The organism is Pseudomonas sp. 13B_2.1_Bac1, assembly GCF_025466155.1.
In the GTDB taxonomy this organism is placed as follows: Bacteria; Pseudomonadota; Gammaproteobacteria; order Pseudomonadales; family Pseudomonadaceae; genus Aquipseudomonas; species Aquipseudomonas aylmerensis.
Genome location: NZ_JANLOH010000106.1, coordinates 82,582 through 103,495 on the forward strand (window position 1 = coordinate 82,582; position 20,914 = coordinate 103,495).

The 20,914-nt window shown below is 60.6% G+C and carries 19 protein-coding genes and 2 tRNA genes; 14 read left to right on the plus strand and 7 right to left on the minus strand.

Going from position 1 to position 20,914, the window contains the following annotated elements:
- Nucleotides 1-90: 90 nt before the first annotated feature.
- The 10 genes from ffh (at nucleotide 91) to thrC (ending at nucleotide 9,020) form a co-directional block, all read left to right on the plus strand.
- Nucleotides 91-1,467, plus strand: a complete 1,377-nt coding sequence (ffh, locus tag NTD80_RS26605; protein ID WP_262135506.1) for a signal recognition particle protein — start codon at nucleotides 91-93, stop codon at nucleotides 1,465-1,467.
- Between the two features lie 250 nt (nucleotides 1,468-1,717).
- Nucleotides 1,718-1,969, plus strand: a complete 252-nt coding sequence (rpsP, locus tag NTD80_RS26610; protein WP_003175899.1) for a 30S ribosomal protein S16 — start codon at nucleotides 1,718-1,720, stop codon at nucleotides 1,967-1,969.
- Between the two features lie 5 nt (nucleotides 1,970-1,974).
- Nucleotides 1,975-2,511: a ribosome maturation factor RimM gene (rimM, locus tag NTD80_RS26615; protein ID WP_003175898.1), complete on the plus strand. Its 537-nt coding sequence runs from the start codon at nucleotides 1,975-1,977 to the stop codon at nucleotides 2,509-2,511.
- Entirely contained in the window at nucleotides 2,493-3,266 is a 774-nt protein-coding gene (gene trmD, locus NTD80_RS26620; protein ID WP_177343966.1) for a tRNA (guanosine(37)-N1)-methyltransferase TrmD, read from the plus strand. Before rimM ends, trmD begins: the two co-directional genes overlap by 19 nt.
- A gap of 45 nt (nucleotides 3,267-3,311) precedes the next feature.
- Nucleotides 3,312-3,662, plus strand: a complete 351-nt coding sequence (gene rplS, locus NTD80_RS26625) for a 50S ribosomal protein L19 (RefSeq protein ID WP_003175895.1) — start codon at nucleotides 3,312-3,314, stop codon at nucleotides 3,660-3,662.
- Between the two features lie 82 nt (nucleotides 3,663-3,744).
- Entirely contained in the window at nucleotides 3,745-4,158 is a 414-nt protein-coding gene (locus NTD80_RS26630; RefSeq protein ID WP_003193963.1) for an acyl-CoA thioesterase, read from the plus strand.
- 144 nt (nucleotides 4,159-4,302) lie between these two features.
- A complete protein-coding gene (gene xerD, locus NTD80_RS26635; RefSeq protein ID WP_065908700.1) occupies nucleotides 4,303-5,199 on the plus strand; it encodes a site-specific tyrosine recombinase XerD in 897 nt (298 codons plus the stop codon).
- A gap of 141 nt (nucleotides 5,200-5,340) precedes the next feature.
- Nucleotides 5,341-6,072 (plus strand): thioredoxin fold domain-containing protein, encoded by a 732-nt coding sequence (locus NTD80_RS26640; protein ID WP_064053737.1) that lies wholly within the window; start codon nucleotides 5,341-5,343, stop codon nucleotides 6,070-6,072.
- Between the two features lie 129 nt (nucleotides 6,073-6,201).
- A complete protein-coding gene (locus tag NTD80_RS26645; RefSeq protein ID WP_106802705.1) occupies nucleotides 6,202-7,506 on the plus strand; it encodes a homoserine dehydrogenase in 1,305 nt (434 codons plus the stop codon).
- Between the two features lie 104 nt (nucleotides 7,507-7,610).
- Complete coding sequence (gene thrC, locus NTD80_RS26650; RefSeq protein ID WP_213553350.1) at nucleotides 7,611-9,020, plus strand: threonine synthase; 1,410 nt, start codon at nucleotides 7,611-7,613, stop codon at nucleotides 9,018-9,020.
- A gap of 81 nt (nucleotides 9,021-9,101) precedes the next feature.
- On the opposite strand, the gene NTD80_RS26655 is transcribed toward thrC, so the two are convergent.
- Nucleotides 9,102-9,323: a hypothetical protein gene (locus tag NTD80_RS26655; RefSeq protein WP_106802707.1), complete on the minus strand. Its 222-nt coding sequence runs from the start codon at nucleotides 9,321-9,323 to the stop codon at nucleotides 9,102-9,104.
- Nucleotides 9,324-9,635: 312 nt separating this feature from the next.
- Here NTD80_RS26655 and NTD80_RS26660 point away from each other — a divergent pair, with 312 nt between their 5' ends.
- On the plus strand, nucleotides 9,636-9,920 hold the full coding sequence (locus NTD80_RS26660) for a DUF3509 domain-containing protein (RefSeq protein ID WP_065908708.1): 285 nt from the start codon (nucleotides 9,636-9,638) through the stop codon (nucleotides 9,918-9,920).
- A 171-nt stretch (nucleotides 9,921-10,091) separates the two neighbouring features.
- On the opposite strand, the gene NTD80_RS26665 is transcribed toward NTD80_RS26660, so the two are convergent.
- Nucleotides 10,092-10,976 carry a TIGR02285 family protein gene (locus NTD80_RS26665; protein WP_262135507.1) on the minus strand — a complete coding sequence of 295 codons (885 nt, stop codon included), beginning with the start codon at nucleotides 10,974-10,976 and terminating at the stop codon, nucleotides 10,092-10,094.
- Nucleotides 10,976-12,175 (minus strand): CaiB/BaiF CoA transferase family protein, encoded by a 1,200-nt coding sequence (locus NTD80_RS26670; RefSeq protein ID WP_065908710.1) that lies wholly within the window; start codon nucleotides 12,173-12,175, stop codon nucleotides 10,976-10,978. Before NTD80_RS26670 ends, NTD80_RS26665 begins: the two co-directional genes overlap by 1 nt.
- Before the next feature lie 148 nt (nucleotides 12,176-12,323).
- Here NTD80_RS26670 and NTD80_RS26675 point away from each other — a divergent pair, with 148 nt between their 5' ends.
- Together NTD80_RS26675 and recJ are read left to right on the plus strand one after the other, a co-directional pair.
- The gene (locus tag NTD80_RS26675; protein WP_032858231.1) at nucleotides 12,324-12,866 is read left to right on the plus strand and encodes a YaeQ family protein; all 543 of its coding nucleotides are present in this window, start codon (nucleotides 12,324-12,326) and stop codon (nucleotides 12,864-12,866) included.
- A 205-nt stretch (nucleotides 12,867-13,071) separates the two neighbouring features.
- Entirely contained in the window at nucleotides 13,072-14,781 is a 1,710-nt protein-coding gene (gene recJ, locus NTD80_RS26680; protein ID WP_065908717.1) for a single-stranded-DNA-specific exonuclease RecJ, read from the plus strand.
- A gap of 149 nt (nucleotides 14,782-14,930) precedes the next feature.
- Here the strand turns inward: recJ and NTD80_RS26685 are convergent, their stop codons facing one another.
- From NTD80_RS26685 to NTD80_RS26700, 4 genes are all read right to left on the minus strand, one after another.
- Nucleotides 14,931-16,217, minus strand: a complete 1,287-nt coding sequence (locus NTD80_RS26685) for a virulence factor family protein (RefSeq protein WP_065908719.1) — start codon at nucleotides 16,215-16,217, stop codon at nucleotides 14,931-14,933.
- On the minus strand, nucleotides 16,217-18,859 hold the full coding sequence (gene mprF, locus NTD80_RS26690) for a bifunctional lysylphosphatidylglycerol flippase/synthetase MprF (protein ID WP_065908721.1): 2,643 nt from the start codon (nucleotides 18,857-18,859) through the stop codon (nucleotides 16,217-16,219). Before mprF ends, NTD80_RS26685 begins: the two co-directional genes overlap by 1 nt.
- 278 nt (nucleotides 18,860-19,137) lie before the next feature.
- Nucleotides 19,138-19,214, minus strand: a tRNA-Met gene (locus tag NTD80_RS26695).
- A 243-nt stretch (nucleotides 19,215-19,457) separates the two neighbouring features.
- Nucleotides 19,458-19,534: transfer RNA gene (locus NTD80_RS26700), tRNA-Met, on the minus strand.
- 279 nt (nucleotides 19,535-19,813) lie between these two features.
- Between NTD80_RS26700 and dinB the strand changes: the two genes are divergently transcribed.
- Nucleotides 19,814-20,875: a DNA polymerase IV gene (gene dinB / locus NTD80_RS26705; protein WP_065908723.1), complete on the plus strand. Its 1,062-nt coding sequence runs from the start codon at nucleotides 19,814-19,816 to the stop codon at nucleotides 20,873-20,875.
- Nucleotides 20,876-20,914 lie beyond the last annotated feature (39 nt).

Consider the following 20,914-nt stretch of genomic DNA (forward strand, 5'->3'; position numbering starts at 1 on the left):
CTGTTTTTAATAGCGGTTTACCACAGCCTGGGCTGCCATTACCTCGGTCTACCAATGCATTTCGATGAATAGGGCCTGAAAGGATCGCGCATGTTTGAAAACCTGACTGACCGTCTCTCGCAGACGCTGCGCCACGTTACCGGCAAGGCCAAGCTGACCGAGGACAATATTAAAGACACCCTGCGTGAAGTGCGCATGGCGTTGCTGGAAGCCGACGTGGCCTTGCCGGTGGTGAAGGACTTCGTCAACTCGGTCAAGGAGCGTGCGGTCGGCACCGAAGTGTCCCGCAGCCTGACGCCGGGCCAGGCCTTCGTGAAGATTGTCCAGGCCGAACTCGAAAGCCTGATGGGCGCGGCCAACGAAGACCTGAACCTCAGCGCCGTGCCGCCGGCCGTCGTATTGATGGCCGGTCTGCAGGGTGCGGGTAAAACCACCACCGCCGGCAAGCTGGCGCGCTTCCTTAAAGAGCGCAAGAAGAAGTCGGTGATGGTGGTGTCGGCCGACGTGTACCGTCCGGCGGCCATCAAGCAGCTGGAAATGCTCGCAGGCGAAGTGGGCGTGACTTTCTTCCCGTCTGACCTGAGCCAGAAGCCGGTCGACATTGCCAACGCGGCAATTAAAGAAGCCAAGCTGAAGTTCATCGACGTGGTCATCGTCGATACCGCCGGTCGCCTGCACATCGATGAAGAGATGATGGGCGAGATCAAGGCGCTGCATGCCGCGATCAACCCGGTCGAGACGCTGTTCGTGGTCGACGCCATGACCGGCCAGGACGCGGCCAACACCGCCAAGGCCTTTGGCGATGCACTGCCGCTGACCGGCGTGATCCTGACCAAGGTCGACGGCGACGCGCGTGGCGGTGCCGCCCTGTCGGTACGCGCCATCACCGGCAAGCCGATCAAGTTCATCGGTATGGGCGAGAAGAGCGAAGCGCTCGAGCCGTTCCACCCTGAGCGTATCGCCTCGCGCATCCTCGGCATGGGTGACGTGCTCAGCCTGATCGAACAGGCCGAAGCCACGCTCGACAAGGACAAGGCCGACAAACTGGCCAAAAAGCTGAAGAAGGGCAAGGGCTTCGACCTCGAAGACTTCCGCGATCAGCTGCAACAAATGAAGAACATGGGCGGCCTCGGCGGCCTGATGGACAAACTGCCGAACATCGGCGGCGTGAACCTGGCGCAAATGGGCAATGCCCAGGGTGCGGCAGAAAAGCAGTTCAAGCAGATGGAAGCCATCATCAACTCCATGACCCCGGCCGAGCGCCGCGACCCTGAGCTGATCAGCGGTTCGCGCAAACGTCGGATCGCCCTGGGTTCCGGCACCCAGGTGCAGGACATCGGTCGCTTGATCAAGCAGCACAAGCAGATGCAAAAGATGATGAAGAAATTCTCCGCAAAAGGCGGAATGGCCAAAATGATGCGTGGCATGGGCGGAATGTTGCCCGGCGGCGGCATGCCGAAAATGTAAAGAATTCGAGCGGGGGCTTGCTCCTGCTCCGACCCACAGGGATGTGGGATCTCCAGCAAACCCGCCGTTGGCGGGAGCTGACTCGCCGTTTTAACCGACGGCTCTATAGCAGATCTGAGTGGCACGCCGATAGGCGCCAGAAAAAGACATTTGCAAAAGTCCGGATATTCCTTAGAATATGCGGCCTTTCGGGCACCTATGCCCGCTGTGCATTTAGATTTGCAGCACCGACTACAGGAACGATGTTCACATGCTAACAATCCGTCTTGCCCTTGGCGGCTCCAAAAAGCGCCCGTTTTACCACTTGACCGTAACCGACAGCCGCAACCCGCGTGACGGTTCGCACAAGGAACAGGTTGGTTTCTTCAACCCTGTTGCTCGTGGTCAAGAAGTTCGTCTGTCCGTGAACCAAGAGCGCGTAGCCTACTGGCTGAGCGTTGGTGCACAGCCATCCGAGCGTGTTGCCAAGTTGTTGAAGGACTCGGCTAAGGCCGCAGCCTGAGCAATATGAACGCGACGCCAGCTGTTGCTGATGATTTGATCGTTATCGGCAAGATTTATTCGGTTCATGGCGTTCGCGGCGAAGTGAAGGTGTATTCCTTTACTGATCCGACTGAAAACCTGTTGCAGTACAAAACCTGGACGCTCAAGCGCGAAGGGAGTGTGAAACAGGTCGAGCTGGTCAGTGGACGCGGGAGCGACAAGTTCCTGGTCGCAAAGCTCAAGGGTCTTGATGATCGTGAAGAAGCTCGTCTTCTGGCTGGTTATGAGATCTGCGTGCCGCGCAACCTGTTCCCTGAATTGACCGACGGCGAGTACTACTGGTACCAGCTGGAAGGTCTGAAGGTCATCGATCAACTGGGGCAATTGCTCGGGAAAATCGATCATCTTCTGGAAACCGGCGCCAATGATGTAATGGTGGTCAAGCCTTGCGCTGGCAGCCTGGATGATCGCGAACGCCTGTTGCCGTATACCGAGCAATGCGTGTTGGCCGTCGACCTGGCAGCGGGCGAGATGAAGGTGGAATGGGACGCGGACTTCTAAGCGTGGCTAATTTGCGCATTGAAGTGATCAGTTTGTTTCCCGAGATGTTTTCCGCCATCAGCGAGTACGGCATCACCAGTCGGGCGGTGAAACAGGGGCTGTTGCAGCTTACCTGTTGGAACCCGCGAGACTACACGACGGATCGACATCACACTGTGGACGATCGCCCATTTGGCGGTGGCCCGGGCATGGTGATGAAGATCAAGCCCCTGGAAGACGCGTTGGTTGAGGCCAAGGCAGCTGCCGGGGAGAAGGCGAAGGTAATTTACCTGTCCCCTCAAGGCCGCCAGCTGAAACAGGCTGCGGTACGCGAACTGGCGAATGAGGAAGCACTGATCCTGATTGCCGGTCGCTATGAAGGCATTGACGAGCGTTTTATTGAAGCTCATGTCGATGAAGAGTGGTCGATTGGGGACTATGTCCTGTCTGGCGGCGAGCTGCCGGCGATGGTCCTGATAGATGCGGTTACACGACTGCTGCCTGGAGCTTTAGGGCATGCGGACTCCGCGGAGGAAGATTCCTTCACGGATGGTTTGCTGGATTGCCCGCACTACACCCGACCGGAGGTGTATGCGGATCAGCGTGTTCCCGACGTATTGCTAAGTGGCAATCACGCACACATCCGGCGTTGGCGTTTACAGCAGTCCCTTGGTCGGACCTATGAACGACGCGCCGATCTTCTGGAAAGCCGCTCGCTTTCTGGAGAAGAGAAGAAGCTGCTCGAGGAATACATCCTCGCGCGGGACGATAGTTAACAACGTATCGATGGTAGGTCCATTGACTTACCTTAGGAGCACAGCATGACTAACAAAATCATCCTTGCACTCGAAGCAGAGCAGATGACCAAAGAGATCCCTACCTTTGCCCCGGGCGACACCATTGTCGTTCAGGTGAAAGTGAAGGAAGGCGACCGTTCGCGTCTGCAAGCGTTCGAAGGCGTGGTAATCGCCAAGCGTAACCGTGGTGTGAACAGTGCTTTCACTGTTCGTAAAATCTCCAACGGTGTTGGCGTAGAGCGTACTTTCCAGACCTACAGCCCGCAAATCGACAGCATGGCCGTCAAGCGTCGCGGTGACGTACGTAAAGCCAAGCTGTACTACCTGCGTGACCTGTCCGGTAAAGCAGCTCGCATCAAGGAAAAACTGGCTTAAGTCCAGCTTCCCGATGCAGAAAAAAGCAGCCTACGGGCTGCTTTTTTGTGCCTGAAATTTGTCCATCTGCCGGTACTTTTCCATGACCACTCGCCTTGAAGAAATCCAGCGCCGCACCGACCTGTCCGTCACCCACGTGACCAAGGCCGTGTTCCCGCCGACCACCAACCACCACAACACGCTGTTCGGCGGCACCGCCCTGGCCTGGATGGATGAAGTCTCGTTCATCACCGCAACGCGCTTCTGCCGCCTGCCGCTGGTCACGGTTTCCACCGACCGCATCGACTTCAATCACGCCATCCCGGCCGGCTCCATCGTTGAGCTGATCGGCCGCGTGATCAAAGTCGGCAACACCAGCCTCAAGGTTGAAGTCGAAGTGTTCGTCGAGAGCATGAGTGCCGATGGCCGTGAGAAGGCGATCCAGGGCGTGTTCAGCTTTGTGGCGATTGACGCCGATAAGCGCCCGGTGCCGGTACTTCCAGGTTTCGTGGACTGAAACACTCCCTGTAGGAGCCGGCTTGCCGGTACTGGCGGCCTCAAGGACTGGGCTGCCGTTGCGGGCCTCATCGCCGGCAAGCCGGCTCCTACAGAGCGCGCAGCTAGGGTAGCATCTACCTACTTTTTCAGCGTCCGAGCCCTCATGCCCGCCATTGACCACCCCCTGATCGACCGCTTCCTCGACGCCCTGTGGCTGGAAAAAGGCCTGTCCGACAACACGCGCCAGGCTTATCGCAGCGATCTCGCGCTGTTCAATGGCTGGCTGCAGGACAAAAACCTCGAACTGATCAACGCCGGCCGCGAGCTGATCCTCGATCACCTGGCCTGGCGCCTTGAGCAGAACTACAAGCCGCGCTCCACCGCGCGATTTCTTTCCGGCGTGCGTGGCTTTTATCGTTATTTGCTGCGGGAAAAACTGATTGCCGTCGACCCGACCCTGCAGATCGATATGCCACAGCTCGGCAGGCCACTGCCCAAATCCCTGTCGGAAGCGGACGTGGATGCCTTGCTCGCCGCCCCCGACTTGAGCGAAGCCATCGGCCAGCGCGACCGCGCCATGCTGGAGGTGCTGTACGCCTGCGGCCTGCGGGTGACCGAGTTGATCAGCCTGACCCTGGAGCAGGTCAACCTGCGCCAGGGCGTGCTGCGCGTGATGGGCAAGGGCAGCAAGGAGCGGCTGGTGCCGATGGGCGAAGAGGCGATCGTGTGGGTCGAGCGCTACATGCGCGATGGGCGCAGTGAATTGCTTGGCGGGCGCCCCAGCGATGTGCTGTTTCCCAGCCAGCGGGGCGAGCAGATGACCCGCCAGACCTTCTGGCACCGCATCAAGCACCAGGCCAAGGTGGCCGGGATCGGCAAGGCGCTATCGCCGCACACCCTGCGCCATGCGTTCGCCACGCATTTGCTCAATCACGGCGCGGATTTGCGCGTGGTGCAAATGTTGCTCGGGCACAGTGACCTGTCCACCACCCAGATCTACACCCACGTGGCGCGCGCACGCTTGCAGGATATGCACGCCAAGCACCATCCGCGCGGTTGAAAACCGCCAATTTATCCTGCCACGGGCTGCCCTGCGGCCCAACTGTGGTAGGCTTTGCCGGTTAGCAAAGGGGACGGCGACAGCCCGAGTTTCCATATCGGTGTTCTGCTCCCGTCCCTGCATCTGCCTTCAGGAGTTCCCATGCGCTTGACCCAGATTATTGCCGCCGCAGCCATTGCGTTGGTTTCCACTTTTGTTGTCGCCGATGACGCTGCCGAGCAAACGATTCGCAAGAGCCTGGCCAACCTGCAGCTCGACACCCCGATCGAAAGCATCAGCGCCAGCCCGATGGCCGGCCTGTACGAAGTCAAGCTCAAGGGCAGCCGTGTGCTGTACGCCAGCGCCGACGGCCAGTACATCGTCCAGGGCTATCTGTTCCAGCTGAAGGACGGCAAGCCGGTCAACCTGACCGAGAAGGCCGAGCGCCTGGGCGTGTCCAAGCTGATCAACGGCATTCCGGTGGCTGAAACCGTGGTTTACCCGGCCATCGGCGAGACCAAGACCCACATCACCGTGTTCACCGACACCACGTGCCCTTACTGCCACAAGCTGCACGCCGAGGTGCCGGCGCTGAACAAGCTCGGTGTGGAAGTGCGCTATGTAGCGTTCCCGCGCCAGGGCCTCGGCTCGCCGGGTGACGAGCAGTTGCAAGCCGTGTGGTGCTCGGCCGACAAGAAAGCGGCCATGGACAAAATGGTCGATGGCAAGGAAATCAAGGCGGCCAAATGCGCCAACCCGGTTTCCAAGCAGTTCGCTCTTGGCCAGTCCATTGGCGTGAACGGTACACCGGCCATCGTTTTGGCAGACGGCCAGGTAATTCCGGGCTACCAGCCAGCGCCACAAGTTGCCAAACTGGCGCTGAGTGCCAAATAAACCTGCATCGTCGAACCTTTGACGAGCAAGGCCCTTCGACCAGTCGACGGGTCGTTAATTGAAAGCCGCAGTTGTGCGGCTGTTTTCCACGGCCGACCTAGCGTCGGCCGTTTCATGGGGAGTTCTTCAGTGAAACCGGTCAAAGTAGGCATCTGTGGGTTAGGGACCGTCGGTGGCGGCACCTTTAACGTACTTCAGCGTAACGCTGAGGAAATTTCCCGCCGTGCAGGTCGCGGGATTGAAGTGGCGCAAATTGCCACGCGTTCGCCAAAGCCTCAGTTCCAAACGACCGGTATTGCGATTACCAACGATGTCTTCGCCGTGGCCACCAACCCTGAAATCGATATCGTCATCGAGCTGGTAGGCGGCTACACCGTGGCCCGCGAGCTGGTGCTCAAGGCCATCGAGAACGGCAAGCATGTGGTCACCGCCAACAAGGCGCTGATCGCCGTGCACGGCAACGAGATCTTCGCCAAGGCGCGCGAGAAGGGCGTGATCGTGGCGTTCGAAGCCGCCGTGGCCGGTGGTATCCCGGTGATCAAGGCGATCCGTGAAGGCCTGTCCGCCAACCGCATCAACTGGGTGGCCGGCATCATCAACGGCACTGGCAACTTCATCCTGACCGAGATGCGCGAGAAGGGCCGCACCTTCGAAGACGTGCTGGCCGAGGCCCAGGCCCTGGGTTATGCCGAAGCCGACCCGACCTTTGACGTGGAAGGCATCGACGCGGCGCACAAGCTGACCATCCTGGCGTCCATCGCCTTTGGTATCCCGCTGCAGTTCGACAAGGCCTACACCGAAGGTATCACCCAGCTGACGACTGCCGACGTGAACTACGCCGAAGCCCTGGGCTATCGCATCAAGCACCTGGGCGTGGCGCGCAGCACTCCGGCCGGTATCGAGCTGCGTGTGCACCCGACGCTGATCCCGGCTGACCGCCTGATCGCCAACGTCAATGGCGTGATGAACGCCGTGATGGTCAACGGTGACGCCGCCGGTTCGACGCTGTTCTACGGTGCCGGTGCCGGCATGGAGCCAACCGCTTCGTCGGTGATCGCCGACCTGGTGGACGTGGTTCGCGCCATGACCAGCGACCCGGAAAACCGCGTGCCGCACCTGGCCTTCCAGCCGGATTCGCTGTCGGCCCATCCGATCCTGCCGATCGAGGCGTGCGAAAGCGCCTACTACCTGCGGATCCAGGCCAAGGATCATCCGGGTGTGTTGGCCCAGGTGGCCAGCATCCTGTCGGAGCGCGGTATCAACATCGAGTCGATCATGCAGAAGGAAGTCGAGGAACAGGATGGCCTGGTGCCGATGATCCTGCTGACCCACCGCGTGCTCGAGCAGCACATCAACGATGCCATCCGGGCTCTCGAAGCTCTTCAGGGCGTGGTTGGGCCGGTCGTTCGTATTCGCGTCGAACATCTAAATTAATTCAGCTGCAAGCAGCCAAGCTGCAAGCTGCAAGTAAAAGCAGATCTGCTGTTACTTGCAGCTTGTCACTTGAAGCTTGCAGCCCAAACCGAAGGTTTGCCCCTATGCGTTACATCAGCACCCGCGGCCAGGCACCGGCCCTGAATTTCGAAGACGTCCTGCTGGCAGGCCTCGCCACCGACGGCGGCCTGTACGTGCCGGAAAACCTGCCACGCTTTACCCAGGAAGAAATCGCTTCGTGGGCCGGCCTGCCGTACCACGAGCTGGCGTTCCGGGTGATGCGCCCGTTCGTCACCGGCAGCATTCCGGATGCCGACTTCAAGAAGATCCTGGAAGAGACCTACGGCGTGTTTTCCCACAGCGCCATCGCGCCGTTGCGTCAACTGAACGGCAACGAGTGGGTGCTGGAGCTGTTCCACGGCCCGACCCTGGCGTTCAAGGACTTCGCCCTGCAACTGCTCGGTCGCCTGCTGGACTACGTGCTGGAGAAGCGTGGCGAGCGCGTGGTGATCATCGGCGCCACCTCTGGTGATACCGGCTCGGCCGCCATCGAAGGTTGCAAGCACTGCGAAAACGTCGACATCTTCATCCTGCACCCGCACAAGCGTGTGTCGGAAGTACAGCGCCGGCAGATGACCACCATCTTCGGCGAGAACATCCACAACATCGCCATCGAAGGCAACTTCGATGACTGCCAGGAAATGGTCAAGAACAGCTTCGCCGACCAGAGCTTCCTCAAGGGCACGCGCCTGGTGGCGGTGAACTCGATCAACTGGGCGCGGATCATGGCCCAGATCGTCTACTACTTCCACGCTGCCCTGCAGCTGGGCGGCCCGGCGCGCTCGGTGTCGTTCTCGGTGCCGACCGGCAACTTCGGCGATATCTTCGCCGGCTACCTGGCCCGCAACATGGGCCTGCCGATCAACCAGTTGATCGTCGCCACCAACCGCAACGACATCCTGCACCGCTTCATGAGCGGCAACCAGTACGTCAAGGAAACCCTGCACGCGACCCTGTCGCCGTCCATGGACATCATGGTTTCGTCGAACTTCGAACGCTTGCTGTTCGATATGCACGGTCGCAATGGCGCGGCCCTGGCCGAGTTGATGAACAGCTTCAAGCAAGGTGGCGGTTTCAGCGTCGAGCAAGAGCGCTGGACCGAAACCCGCAAGCTGTTCGACTCCCTGGCCGTGGATGATGAACAAACCTGCGAGACCATCGCCGAAGTCTACGCCCAGACCGGCGAGGTGCTTGACCCGCACACCGCCATCGGCGTGAAGGCCGCCCGCGAATGCCGTCGCAGCCTGGACATCCCGATGGTGATCCTCGGCACTGCGCACCCGGTCAAATTCCCCGAAGCGGTGGAGAAGGCGGGCGTAGGCAAGGCGCTGGAGCTGCCGGAGCACTTGGCTAACCTGTTCGAGCGTGAAGAGCGCTGCACCGTATTGGCCAATGACCTGAAGGCTGTGCAGGCGTTTGTCAGCCAGCATGGCAATCGCGGCAAGCCTTTGTAAGGCGAACTGCGCAGACAAAAACGCCGCTTTCCCATCCTTGGGTCAGCGGCGTTTTTTATGGCAGGCCCGACAGCGTGCTTGCTATATAAGTAATTTAATCGCCGCTCCGGTGATCGACGCGATCGTCGCAACGACTGCCATGGCGACACCCATTGGGTACCAGAAAGTCTCGCAGTTTATCTTCAGAGATTCTGATTTGAGCTTGTCTTGCTCAGCCTGCATGCGTGATATTTCGGCATAGATGCGCCGGACATCGGCATGCATTCTCTCCATTGCTGCCTGCTGTTCATTGTTTTCCATCATCGTCTTCATCCTTCGCAATAAGGGCCTTTACATGCGCTTTTACCCGCGTGGCAGAGTGACCAGCGCTCACCGAGTATAGGATTCACCCCCTACCTGCGCGCCCGGCGAACCCCAAAACGGCAGCCCATTGCGTAAGCACTTATGTGCCGCCGTTTTTTCGTTGTCATGTTGCTGGCGCATGCTGGTCCTCGTCACTCCCTGACGGCCCCATAAAGACGAAAAAGCGAACTTTCCTACGTCACAACCAGTCACTTAGGATAGATGCAGCTCCCGTTTAAACGATTGTTCCCGAACTATTGAGTGGTGATCGAGATGGAAAGTATCAGCCTATTGCTCGAAGAAGCACTGAGCCCTTATCTGGTTACGCTGACCACCTCTGGCGTGCAGGGCGAATGCCTGGTGACGGTGAAAAACCCTGCTGGCGCGATTGTGGTCGAGCGTGAAGTCGACCAGGCGCAATTGATGGATAAACGCGTGCTGGTGGATGTTGTGGATTGCCTGCTGCGCGACCTCAAGATCGCCGAAGGGCGTCTGGAGCCCTCGGTTATCGCGGCCTTGCGCAATGCTGCCCAGACCCGCAGCGCTGCTGTCGCATGAAGAATTGTTTATACGCGGAAACTTCCGACTGCAGGGCCTGTCAGATTTTGTAACAGCAAGAGCAAACATTGTGCTCCGGTGTTTGTGCCTTGTTGTACTGGTCTTTGTAAGGCCACGTTTAACCCCGAAGTGTCTCCCCACTCTTCGGGGTTTCTTTTTGCCCGCGATTTGTCACGGCACGGGTGAATCCTGGAAAAACCGTGGATTGTCGCGCAGGTACTGCTCGCGCATGAGCGGATCCAGCCACGCGGCGTAGGACTGCTGCACGCGTTCCTGAGGGATGTCGAGCAGCACCTGGTCGATCCGTTCGATGGCCTGGCGACCCTTGGGCGTATCCGAGCACGCGATATGCGTGCGTTGGTAGGGCGCTGTGCCTTTGATCGGATAGAAACTCAGGTCGTTGGACGCAATCCCCTGTTGCAGTGCGTGGTAGCGGATTTCCGGCCAATAACCCAATACCGCCTCCAACCGTCCGAGGCGCTGCATTTGCAACAAGCTGCCGAGGGCGTCGTTGCCGTAGTGGAGGGCGAGTTTGTGCGCGTCGACGTGTTTGAGTTGCTCATCGATGACTGGCCCGTAGCTGCGCTCCGCTGTGGCGCCCACCCGCGTCCTGTGAGCATCGAGAAATGCTTGCAGGTCGAACTGGCCGTCCACGATAAACGACGCCATGGCGTCCTGCTGGCTGCGCCGGATCGTCACGCCGTTGCTGGGCACTGCAAACGCCTGGCGAGAAAACACCACGTACTTGGCTCGCTCCGGCGTCCACAGCAACGAGGGGTCACAGGTGAACGAGGGTTCGCGCAACATTTGCGTGCCGCGCGCGCGGTTGACGTGCAGCACCTGGTGACGATACTCCGGCAGATGCACGGCCAGGATTGGCAGCAACTGGTCCAATGCACCCTGGCCTTTGCTCGGTCCTTCGAAAATGGTCAACGGCGGCAAATCGCGCAGCAGCCAGATCAGCGTGTCTTCGGCCCGTGCTGACGAGAGCCAGCCGCCGGCCATCAGGGTGGCGACGCCCAGTTTCAAGAGCCAGCGTTTGCACCGGGACGCCATTAGATTGCGCCTTCCTCACGCAAGCGGACGATGGCAGCGGCGTCGTATCCCAGCTCACCCAGCACCACGCCGTTGTGTTCGCCCAACTGTGGCCCTACCCATTCGCAACTGCCCGGCGTGTCCGACAGCTTGGGCACGATCCCGGGCATCTTGAAGTCCTTGCCGCCCGGGAGCTGGGCCTTGAGGAACATCTCCCGGGCCAGGAATTGCGGGTCGCCGAGCATGTCTTCGGCACTGTAGATACGGCTGGCGGGTACCTCGGCCTGATTCAACTGCTCCACCACCTGCTCCAGGGGCAGCGCGTTGACCCAGCGGTCGATCACGCCATACAGCTCGTCGCGGCGGCTGTCCCGCCCGTCGTTGCTGGCAAGTGCAGGATCGTTGGCCAGGTCTTCGCGACCGATGGCCGACATGAAGCGCTTGAAGATCGCATCGCCGTTGGCGCCAATCTGCACGTGCTTGCCATCCGCGCTGGTGTGGATCGACGATGGGGTGATGCCGGGCATGATGTTGCCGGTACGTTCGCGAATAAAGCCGAACACATCGAACTCGGGGATCATGCTTTCCATCATCGCGAAGATGGCTTCGTACAGCGCCACGTCGACCACTTGGCCCAGGCCGCCGTTGACTTCGCGATGACGCAGCGCCATCAGCGCTCCGATCACGGCCCACAGCGCAGCGATGGAGTCGCCGATGGAGATCCCGGTGCGCACCGGTGGGCGGTCCTCGAAACCGGTGATGTAGCGCAGCCCGCCCATGGATTCGCCCACCGCGCCGAACCCCGGCTGGTCCTTCATCGGACCGGTCTGGCCAAAGCCCGAGAGACGCACCATGACCAGTTTGGGGTTGAGCGCATGCAGGGTTTCCCAGCCCAGGCCGAGTTTTTCCAGCACGCCGGGGCGAAAATTCTCGATCAGGATGTCGGCATCGGCCAGCAGCTGCTTCAGGATCGCCAGGCCGTCCGGGTGCTTGAGGTTCAGCGTCAGCGACTTCTTGTTGCGCGCCTGCACAAACCACCACAGCGACGTGCCTTCATACAGCTTGCGCCACTTGCGCAGCGGGTCACCGCCATCCGGCGATTCCACCTTGATCACCTCGGCACCGAATTCGGCGCAGATGCGTGAGGCGAACGGGCCGGCGATCAGGGTGCCGAGTTCGATGACTTTCAGGCCGGCAAGCGGTTTGGCATTAAACGACATGAGGATCCTTTTCTGCGCGGGGCGGTGGTGTGAAGCCTTTTAACATAGGCGAGCGGCCCAGGGATAAGGATGATGCAGCGCAGGATTCGTTGAATGGCCTCGCCATCGGTTAGACTGGCCGCCTTTTCCTGTCTCTAGAAGTCCGTTCATGGCCCAGCCGTCCACGACCTACAAATTCGAACTCAACCTCACCGACCTCGACCGCTCGGTGTACGAGAGCGTCAAGCAGACCATCGCCCGCCACCCTTCGGAAACCGAAGAGCGCATGACCGTGCGTCTGCTGGCCTACGCCCTCTGGTACAACGAGCAGTTGTCGTTCGGGCGTGGCCTGTCAGATGTAGACGAGCCAGCCCTGTGGGAAAAAAGCCTGGATGACCGGGTCCTGCACTGGATCGAAGTCGGCCAGCCGGATGCCGACCGCCTGACCTGGTGCTCGCGTCGCACCGAGCGCACCAGCCTGCTGGCCTACGGCAGCTTGCGTGTGTGGGAAGGCAAAGTGGTGCCCGTGGCCAACAACCTCAAGAACGTGCACATCGCTGCGGTGCCGCAGGAAGTCCTCGAGACCCTGGCCAAGGACATGCCGCGCGTGATCAAGTGGGACGTGATGATCAGCGAAGGCACCATTTTTGTGACTGACGACCGTGGCCAACATGAAGTGCAATTGCAATGGCTGGTCGGCGAACGCGGCTGAAATTGTGGGCGCTGGGTGGTGTGGGAGCGGGCTTGCTCGCGAATGCATCACCTCGGTATAGCTGAAAGACCGAGGTGTCTGCATCGCAGGCAAGCCAGCTCCCACACATGCCCGCTCCCACAGAAGCCGGCTCCTACAGTTGATCCATGTTGCTTTCAGCATTGTTGTTTAACCGTTGTAATAGAAGAGAAGCTTCCGTCACCCCATGCGTATCGATCCTCGCCCGTTGCCCGCTGTCCTGCCGTTTCTCGGTGAATTGCCACCGCTGTTGACTCGTCTCTACGCTGCGCGCGGGGTGCAGTCCGAGGCTGAACTGGACAAAAGCCTGGCGCGGTTGATTCCCTATCAGCAACTCAAGGGCATCGACGCTGCAGTGGACCTGCTGGTGACCGCATTGGAGCAGCGCCAGCGCATCCTGATCGTGGGTGACTTCGACGCCGATGGCGCGACCGCCAGCACCGTGGGCACCCTTGGCTTGCGTCTGCTCGGGGCGGCGCATGTCGACTACCTGGTGCCCAACCGGTTTGAATATGGCTATGGCCTGACCCCGGAAATCGTCGCGGTGGCCCTGCAGCGGGAGCCGCAGTTGCTGATCACCGTGGACAACGGCATCTCCAGCGTCGAAGGCGTGGCGGCGGCGAAGGCGGCGGGGTTGCAGGTACTGGTCACCGACCACCACTTGCCGGGAGATGAATTGCCGGCGGCAGACGCCATCGTCAACCCGAACCAGCCGGGCTGCGAGTTCCCGAGCAAGGCATTGGCCGGCGTGGGCGTGATCTTCTATGTACTGATGGCCCTGCGCGCGCGTTTGCGCAGCCTGGGCTGGTACGACAACAAGCCCCAGCCGAACATCGGCGAACTGCTCGACCTGGTGGCCCTGGGCAGCGTGGCCGACGTGGTGCCCCTGGATGCCAACAACCGCATCCTCGTGCATCAGGGCTTGGAGCGTATTCGCGCCGGTCGCGCGCGGCCGGGGATCAAGGCGATCCTCGAAGTGGCCAAGCGCGATGCCGCGCGGATTACCTCCACCGACCTCGGCTTTATCCTCGGGCCACGCCTGAACGCCGCCGGACGCCTGGATGACATGAGCCTGGGCATCGAATGCCTGCTCACCACTGATTTCGCGGCGGCGCGGGAAATGGCCGCGCAATTGGACGGCATGAACCAGGACCGCAAATCTATCGAACAAGGCATGCAGCGCGAGGCCCTGGCCCAGCTCAAGGACCTGCCGGTGGAGTCGATGCCCTATGGGCTGTGCCTGTTCGACCCGGAGTGGCACCAGGGCGTGATCGGGATTCTGGCGTCGCGCATGAAGGAGCGTTACTTCCGCCCGACCATCGCCTTCGCCGACGCCGGTGATGGCCTGCTCAAGGGCTCTGGGCGCTCGGTGCCGGGTTTCCACATCCGTGATGCCCTGGCGGTGGTCGCAAGCCAGCATCCCAACCTGATCGCCAAATACGGCGGTCACGCCATGGCGGCGGGTCTGACATTGCCCGAGGCGAATTTCCCACTGTTTGCCGAAGCTTTTGATGCTGAAGTGCGTCGGCAACTGCGCGAAGAAGACCTTACCGGGCGACTGCTGTCCGACGGCACCCTGGCGGTTGAAGAGTTTCACCTCGAACTGGCGCGCGCCTTGCGACATGCCGGGCCGTGGGGGCAGCACTTTCCCGAGCCGTTGTTCCATGGGGTGTTTCAGCTGGTAGAACAGCGCGTGGTGGGGGAGCGGCACCTGAAGGTGGTGCTCAAGAGCGAATGCGGCTCGGTGAAGCTCGATGGCATTGCGTTTGGGGTGGACCGTGAGGTCTGGCCGAACCCGACAGTGCGTTGGGTGGAATTGGCCTACAAGCTGGACGTGAACGAGTTCCGTGGGCAGGAAACCGTGCAGTTGATGATCGCGCATATCGAACCGCGCTAGCGGTCGCCCACACTGCAAAGCAAATGTGGGAGCTGGTGTGCCTGCGATAGCATCACCCTGATGTGTCCGTCACATCGCGGCGTCCCTATCGCAGGCAAGCCAGCTCCCACATAACCCCGTCGACATTGGGGCTTGAGTACAGCCTGAACCTACTCGGTTTTGTCCTTGGCCTGGTGCTTCACAATGATGTCCACCAAGCGCTGAGCCAGCGCCGGGTAGTTCTCATCGAAGTGATGCCCACCGGGCAGTTTCACCGCCTCGCCCACCGCAGTCTTGTCGGTGCAGCCGCTCTCGTCGACTTCTTCGGCGCCGTAGATGCACACCACTTTATCCGCCGGCAGCTTGGCCATCTCCGGGCCCGTCGCGGCTTCTTTGCCGGCATTGCCCAGCCAGCCTTCCACTTCGATTTCAAAGCTGCCCGTACGGGCGAACGCCAGCAGGATGATTGCGTCCACACGCTGCTGCTCGTTTTCCGGCAGGCGGTTGTAGATCGCCGGCAGCACGTCGGCGCCGAACGAGTAACCGGTCAGCACGAAGCGCTTGGTGCCCCACTTCTGACGGTAGTGCTGCATCAGTTCGGTGAGGTCCTTGGCGCTTTGTTCCGGGGTCTTGTGCTGCCAGTAGTAGCGCAGGGTGTCGATGCCCACCACCGGGTAGCCGATCTTGGCCATTTCGCCGGCCACATCGCGGTCCAGGTCACGCCAGCCGCCGTCACCGGAGAGGAACAGCGTCACCGTGTCCTTGGCCTGGCCCGCGGGTACTTCCACCACGGGAATCGCCAGGCCGCCGTTGTCCGAACCTACCAACTGCTTGCGCAACTCGTTGTTCAGCACTTGCGGGTAATGGATGTCGTAGTCGCTGATGCTGGTAGTGGCGCGCGGTGTGTCGCGTACGAAACTGGCCGCATCGTCGTCAGGGTTGTCGTTCCAGGCCACCAGCCAACTGCCGTGTGCGGACGTTTTCGGCAGCGGGTCCTTGCAGCCTTCCTGGGTCATGGCGAAGCCGACGGAGATGGCGTTGGCCTTGTCGTCGTTCTGTGCCGCCAGCCAGCGCCAGGCCAGGCTGGCACCCGGGCCGATACCGCTGACCAGGGTCGCCGGGCCCTTGAGTTGGGCCAGGGCGCCTTGCAGCGCTTGTTCCTGCAGCGTGCAGTCATCCTTGGGCAGGATTACCTGGACGATCTGCGCCTTGCCGCCCTGGCTCAGGGCGATCAGTTGGCTGTCGGTCAGGGTTGAATCGGCCAGCACCGCCACGGCCACACGGGCCTTTGCCGTGCCGGCAGGGGTTACGCGGGTCATGACCGAACCGTCGGCCTGGGGCAATTGCTCCAGGGTCGGCTGTGGGGCAGGGCGGTTCCAGTACCAATAGCCACCACCCAGGATCAGGGCGAGCAGCACAACAAAGGCCAATACATACCGCCAGGAGCGTCGAATCATCAGCGTTTCACCAATCCAGTCAAGCCGCCCGCGATCAGGGCGGCGGTATCGGCCAGTGCCACCAGCGGATCGAGTCCTGCGGGCACGGCCATATAACGGGGTTCCCAGTCAGGCTGGAACTTGTCTTTGAAGCGGCGCAAGCCTTGGAAGTTATACAGTTGCTCGCCGCGGCGGAACACCATCGAGCCCAATCGTTGGGTCAGCGGGGCACCCCGGCGCGGTTGCAGGCCCGACAACGGCACCATGCCGAGGCTGAAGCGGGCGTAGCCGTGACTCTTATAATGTTGAATCAGGCCGACCATCATGAACTCCATGGTCAGCTTGGGCGCGTCCGGGTGGGCGCGCATCAGGTCGAGACTGGCCAGGTCGTGGTTGTAGGTCTCGAGCAGGTTGGCGAAGGCTACCGGGCGCCCTTCGAAGCGAATGATCGCGATGCGAAAGTGCTTGAGATAGTCGTCGCTGAAGCGTCCGAGGGAAAAGCCTTTTTCCCGCACGTTCTTGCCGGTCAGCCAGGCATCGGAGATGACCTTGAGTTCATCCATGGGGGCCGTGCCGGGTTCATGGATCTCCAGGGACAGGCCGTCACGGCTGCCACGGTTCCAGGTGTAGCGCAGATCCTTCATCTCTTTGCCCTTGGCTTCCAGGTCAAAGCGCTTGAGGTCGACACGCGCCTCTTCACCCAGCTTGATCGCGGTCAGGCCGATGTCCATGTAGTACGGCAGGTTCTCGGCGCGGACCTGGTAGAACACCGGGCGCGCGTGGTGGATGTCGCACAGGTCGCGGAACTGCCAGATCATTTCGGCGCGCGGCTGGGTCGGGCCGATCGGGTCGTACAGGGCCACCAGGCTGCGCCCGCGACGGGCATACATCAGGAAAGCCTCGTCGTTGGGGTGAAACAGCAGCGCCTTGTCACCGGTCAGCGCCAGGCCGCCGTCGGGCTGCGAGGAGGCCATCAGGATCTTGGTGGCGCGCTCCAGCTCGTCAGGTGTCGGCAGGTGGATCACCGGGCGCGCGGTGCGCAGCAGCCAGGTCAACGATACGATCACCAAGAGGACTGCGGCGCCGAGCAGCGAACGCAGGCCGCGCGGGGCGTTGGCATCCAGAGTGAACTGCCACCACAGTTGATGGCTGTAAGGCACATCCTGATAGGCAAACAGCAGCAGCCAGATCGAGGCCCCCAGCACGCAGACGCTGGCCACCAGGTACAGCGGCGAGAACGGCAGTTCGGTCAGGCGGCTGGCGCGGTAGAACGAGCGCCGGAAGATCGCCAGCAGTACCGCCGTCATGATCATCAAGCTGGCTTCTTCCCAGTCGAAGCCTTTGAGCAGCGAGAGCAGGGCGCCCGTCAGCAGCAGCACCATGGTCAGCATCCAGGCGGCTGACAAGCGACGACGCAAGCCTTGGGCGAGCAGCAGGCACAGCACGCCGATCAGGCTGGCACCAAAGTGCGAGGCATCAATCAGGCGATGAGGAATCAGGAAGCCGATGTTTTCCAGGCGTGAGTCGATTTCTGGCGTTGCGCCGGAAAACAGCAGCACCACGCCGGACAAAAAAACCAGTACGGCCAGTACTGGTGCCGCGAGGCCCGAGGCCACCCGCAGGCTTTGTTGCGTCTGGAACAGGCGCTGCGCTTCATTGACCAGCAGGAACACGCAGGCGATCAGCAGCGGCAGCACCACATAGATCATGCGATACAGCAGCAGTGCGGCAGCCAATGGCGCGGCGCCCAGCTTGTCGGCAAAGGCCGCGAGCAGGATCGCTTCGAACACCCCCACGCCACCCGGTACATGGCTGAGCACGCCGGCAGCCAGGGCCAGCAGGTACACCAGCAGGAAGGGCCCGAAGGGCGGTGCTTCAGGCAACAGCATATAAAGGACGGTGGCAGCAGCGGCCACATCCAGTGCGGTAATGATCAATTGCAGAAAGGTCAGGCGCCGGCCAGGCAGGCGCAGGGTGCGACGGCCGGCTTTCACCAGCAGGTTGTCCGGGTAGGGCTGTTCCGGCAGGCGGCGGCGATAAATGCCGATGCACAGCACGGCCGACAGCAGCAGCACGGCGCCGGCAATACCGCCGAGCAGGGTTTGCGGCAGGTGCAGATAGGTCGACGCGGCCGGCAGGTTACTCAAGGTGGCCAATGCCGCCAACGGTGGCAGGGCGCAGCCCAGCGCCAGGCTGGCGAACACGGTCATGTGAGCGACTTCCGACGCGCCGATGCCATGACGTGCATATAAACGGTAGCGCACCGAACCGCCCGAGAGCATCGACAGGCCGATGGCGTTGCCGATGGCAAACGCAGTGAAGCCGCCCAGGGCCAGGGTCTTGGCGGGCAATTTCACCCCGGCGTAGCGCGCGCCGGAAAACTCATAGCCCAACAGAATGATGAAACCCACCACGGCCGCTGCAAATGCACCGAGCAATGCGGGCCTGGGCACTTCCAGGATCGAATCGTGGAGGGCGTAGAGGTCCAGCTCCAGCAGCAAGTGTCGGCAGGCGATCAAGGCAATTGCGAACAGCAACAGGGTGACAGCCAACCCGATGGGTTGCCGGTATTTGCTCAACAGATCCAGCCAGCGCAAACGGGTGGGAGCGATCGGTTGTTCTGCTGTGACGGTGTCTTGTGGTTCAGACGAGTTGGCGCGCATCAATCACCTCGTGGATTGTGCGCGACAGGATGGAGGTATCCAGCCAAGTTACCAATCCCTATGGACAAAATAATTACAAATATTAACGCGTATCACCGGGTGGGGCGACTGCGGCCATTGGTCGTAGAGGGTAGTACCTGCGTCTTAGCATAGCTTGCAATGAGATGGACTCTACAAACCGTGTACGGTTTCATGAAAGATGCCATGCCATTGTTTCAGAAGAACTTTTTCACCGGATACAAAAAAGGCCACTCTTTCGAGTAGCCTTTTTTGATGTTTGGTTGCGGGAGCCGGATTTGAACCGACGACCTTCGGGTTATGAGCCCGACGAGCTACCAGACTGCTCCATCCCGCGTCTGTGGGCGGCATTCTACAGCCCAACGGCGAGGTGTCAACCGTTAATGGGCCGACGGGTCAAATAAGTGTGAATCAGCCGCTCAAGCCACCTAAGTTCGCGATAGAAAACGAATTTTGTGGCGAGCAGGCTTGCCCTGCGTCGGACTGCCAAGCCATCCGTGGTGAGGCGCATGCGATCGCAGGCCTGAAAAACTGACGCGCACAAAAAAGGCCACTCTTTCGAGTAGCCTTTCTTGATGTTTGGTTGCGGGAGCCGGATTTGAACCGACGACCTTCGGGTTATGAGCCCGACGAGCTACCAGACTGCTCCATCCCGCGTCTGTGTGTCGGCATTCTACAGAGGAACGCCGGTGTGTCAACCTGTGATTCGAAGAAAAGCGCTTGTGGTTCAATCGGTTAGCTCTCCATTCAGGCCGGCAGGGTCGCTCCGGGCCAGTCTGGCCGAGGGTTTCAGCTCTATCGGCAGGCGAAATTCGATTGAGAAAATAAATTCATCTGAGAAATTTCCTACCGCTCAAGCGGAAGATTCAAACTACTGGTGCTATATACAGGGGTGAGTGCGATACTGGCCATCCGTTGAATCAACCCTCTGTTTATATGACGCAACGCAAAATCATCCACGTCGACTGTGATTGCTTCTACGCCGCCATCGAGATGCGCGATGACCCGAGCCTGGCGCAAAAGCCCCTGGCCGTCGGCGGCTCGGCAGACCGGCGTGGGGTGATCGCTACCTGCAACTACGAGGCGCGGGCCTACGGCGTGCGTTCGGCCATGTCGTCCCGCCATGCCTTGAAGCTGTGCCCGGACCTGACCATCGTCAAGCCGCGCATGGAGGCCTATAAAGAAGCCTCGAAGGAAATCCAGACGATCTTTCGTGACTACACCGACCTGATCGAGCCGTTGTCGCTGGACGAGGCCTACCTGGATGTTTCCGAATGCCCTCACTTTGGCGGCAGCGCCACGCGTATCGCCCAGGATATTCGTCGGCGGGTGTCCAACCAATTGCACATCACCGTGTCTGCCGGCGTGGCACCGAACAAGTTCCTGGCGAAGATTGCCAGCGATTGGAAAAAGCCCAACGGCCTGTTTGTGATTACGCCGGACCAGGTCGAAGACTTTGTCTCGCAATTGCCGGTGAGCAAGCTGCATGGCGTGGGCAAGGTCACCGCCGACAAGCTGGCGCGCCTGGGTATCGAAGACTGCCTGCAGTTGCGTGACTGGAACAAGCTGGCATTGGTGCGCGAATTCGGCAGTTTTGGCGAGCGACTGTGGAGCCTGGCCCGTGGGATTGATGATCGCGCGGTGCAGAATGACAGCCGACGGCAATCGATCAGTGTCGAAAACACCTACGACGTGGATCTACCGGACCTCTCAAGCTGCCTGGCCAAATTGCCCGAGCTGATGGAAACCCTGACCGGGCGTATGGCGCGGATTGACAGCAGTTACCGGGCGGGCAAGCCATTTGTGAAGGTGAAGTTTCATGACTTTACCCAGACGACCCTGGAGCAGGCCGGGGCAGGGCGAGACCTGGAAAGTTATCAACAGCTGTTGACCCAGGCGTTCAATCGCGGTGCAAAGCCGGTGCGGTTGCTGGGGATTGGCGTGCGGTTGCTGGACCTGAGCGGCGGCAACGAACAGCTCGAACTGTTTACCCGTTAATCCTGCAGGAGACCGGCAAGCCGTTCTCCTGCAGGACGG

Bases quoted from the DNA above. Each gene is read 5' to 3' on its own strand.
- ffh (WP_262135506.1), top strand. From the start codon at position 91: ATGTTTGAAAACCTGACTGACCGTCTCTCGCAGACGCTGCGCCACGTT.
- rpsP (WP_003175899.1), top strand. From the start codon at position 1,718: ATGCTAACAATCCGTCTTGCCCTTGGCGGCTCCAAAAAGCGCCCGTTT.
- rimM (WP_003175898.1), top strand. From the start codon at position 1,975: ATGAACGCGACGCCAGCTGTTGCTGATGATTTGATCGTTATCGGCAAG.
- trmD (WP_177343966.1), top strand. From the start codon at position 2,493: ATGGGACGCGGACTTCTAAGCGTGGCTAATTTGCGCATTGAAGTGATC.
- rplS (WP_003175895.1), top strand. From the start codon at position 3,312: ATGACTAACAAAATCATCCTTGCACTCGAAGCAGAGCAGATGACCAAA.
- NTD80_RS26630 (WP_003193963.1), top strand. From the start codon at position 3,745: ATGACCACTCGCCTTGAAGAAATCCAGCGCCGCACCGACCTGTCCGTC.
- xerD (WP_065908700.1), top strand. From the start codon at position 4,303: ATGCCCGCCATTGACCACCCCCTGATCGACCGCTTCCTCGACGCCCTG.
- NTD80_RS26640 (WP_064053737.1), top strand. From the start codon at position 5,341: ATGCGCTTGACCCAGATTATTGCCGCCGCAGCCATTGCGTTGGTTTCC.
- thrC (WP_213553350.1), top strand. From the start codon at position 7,611: ATGCGTTACATCAGCACCCGCGGCCAGGCACCGGCCCTGAATTTCGAA.
- NTD80_RS26655 (WP_106802707.1), bottom strand. From the start codon at position 9,323: ATGATGGAAAACAATGAACAGCAGGCAGCAATGGAGAGAATGCATGCC.
- NTD80_RS26660 (WP_065908708.1), top strand. From the start codon at position 9,636: ATGGAAAGTATCAGCCTATTGCTCGAAGAAGCACTGAGCCCTTATCTG.
- NTD80_RS26665 (WP_262135507.1), bottom strand. From the start codon at position 10,976: ATGGCGTCCCGGTGCAAACGCTGGCTCTTGAAACTGGGCGTCGCCACC.
- NTD80_RS26670 (WP_065908710.1), bottom strand. From the start codon at position 12,175: ATGTCGTTTAATGCCAAACCGCTTGCCGGCCTGAAAGTCATCGAACTC.
- NTD80_RS26675 (WP_032858231.1), top strand. From the start codon at position 12,324: ATGGCCCAGCCGTCCACGACCTACAAATTCGAACTCAACCTCACCGAC.
- recJ (WP_065908717.1), top strand. From the start codon at position 13,072: ATGCGTATCGATCCTCGCCCGTTGCCCGCTGTCCTGCCGTTTCTCGGT.
- NTD80_RS26685 (WP_065908719.1), bottom strand. From the start codon at position 16,217: ATGATTCGACGCTCCTGGCGGTATGTATTGGCCTTTGTTGTGCTGCTC.
- mprF (WP_065908721.1), bottom strand. From the start codon at position 18,859: ATGCGCGCCAACTCGTCTGAACCACAAGACACCGTCACAGCAGAACAA.
- dinB (WP_065908723.1), top strand. From the start codon at position 19,814: ATGACGCAACGCAAAATCATCCACGTCGACTGTGATTGCTTCTACGCC.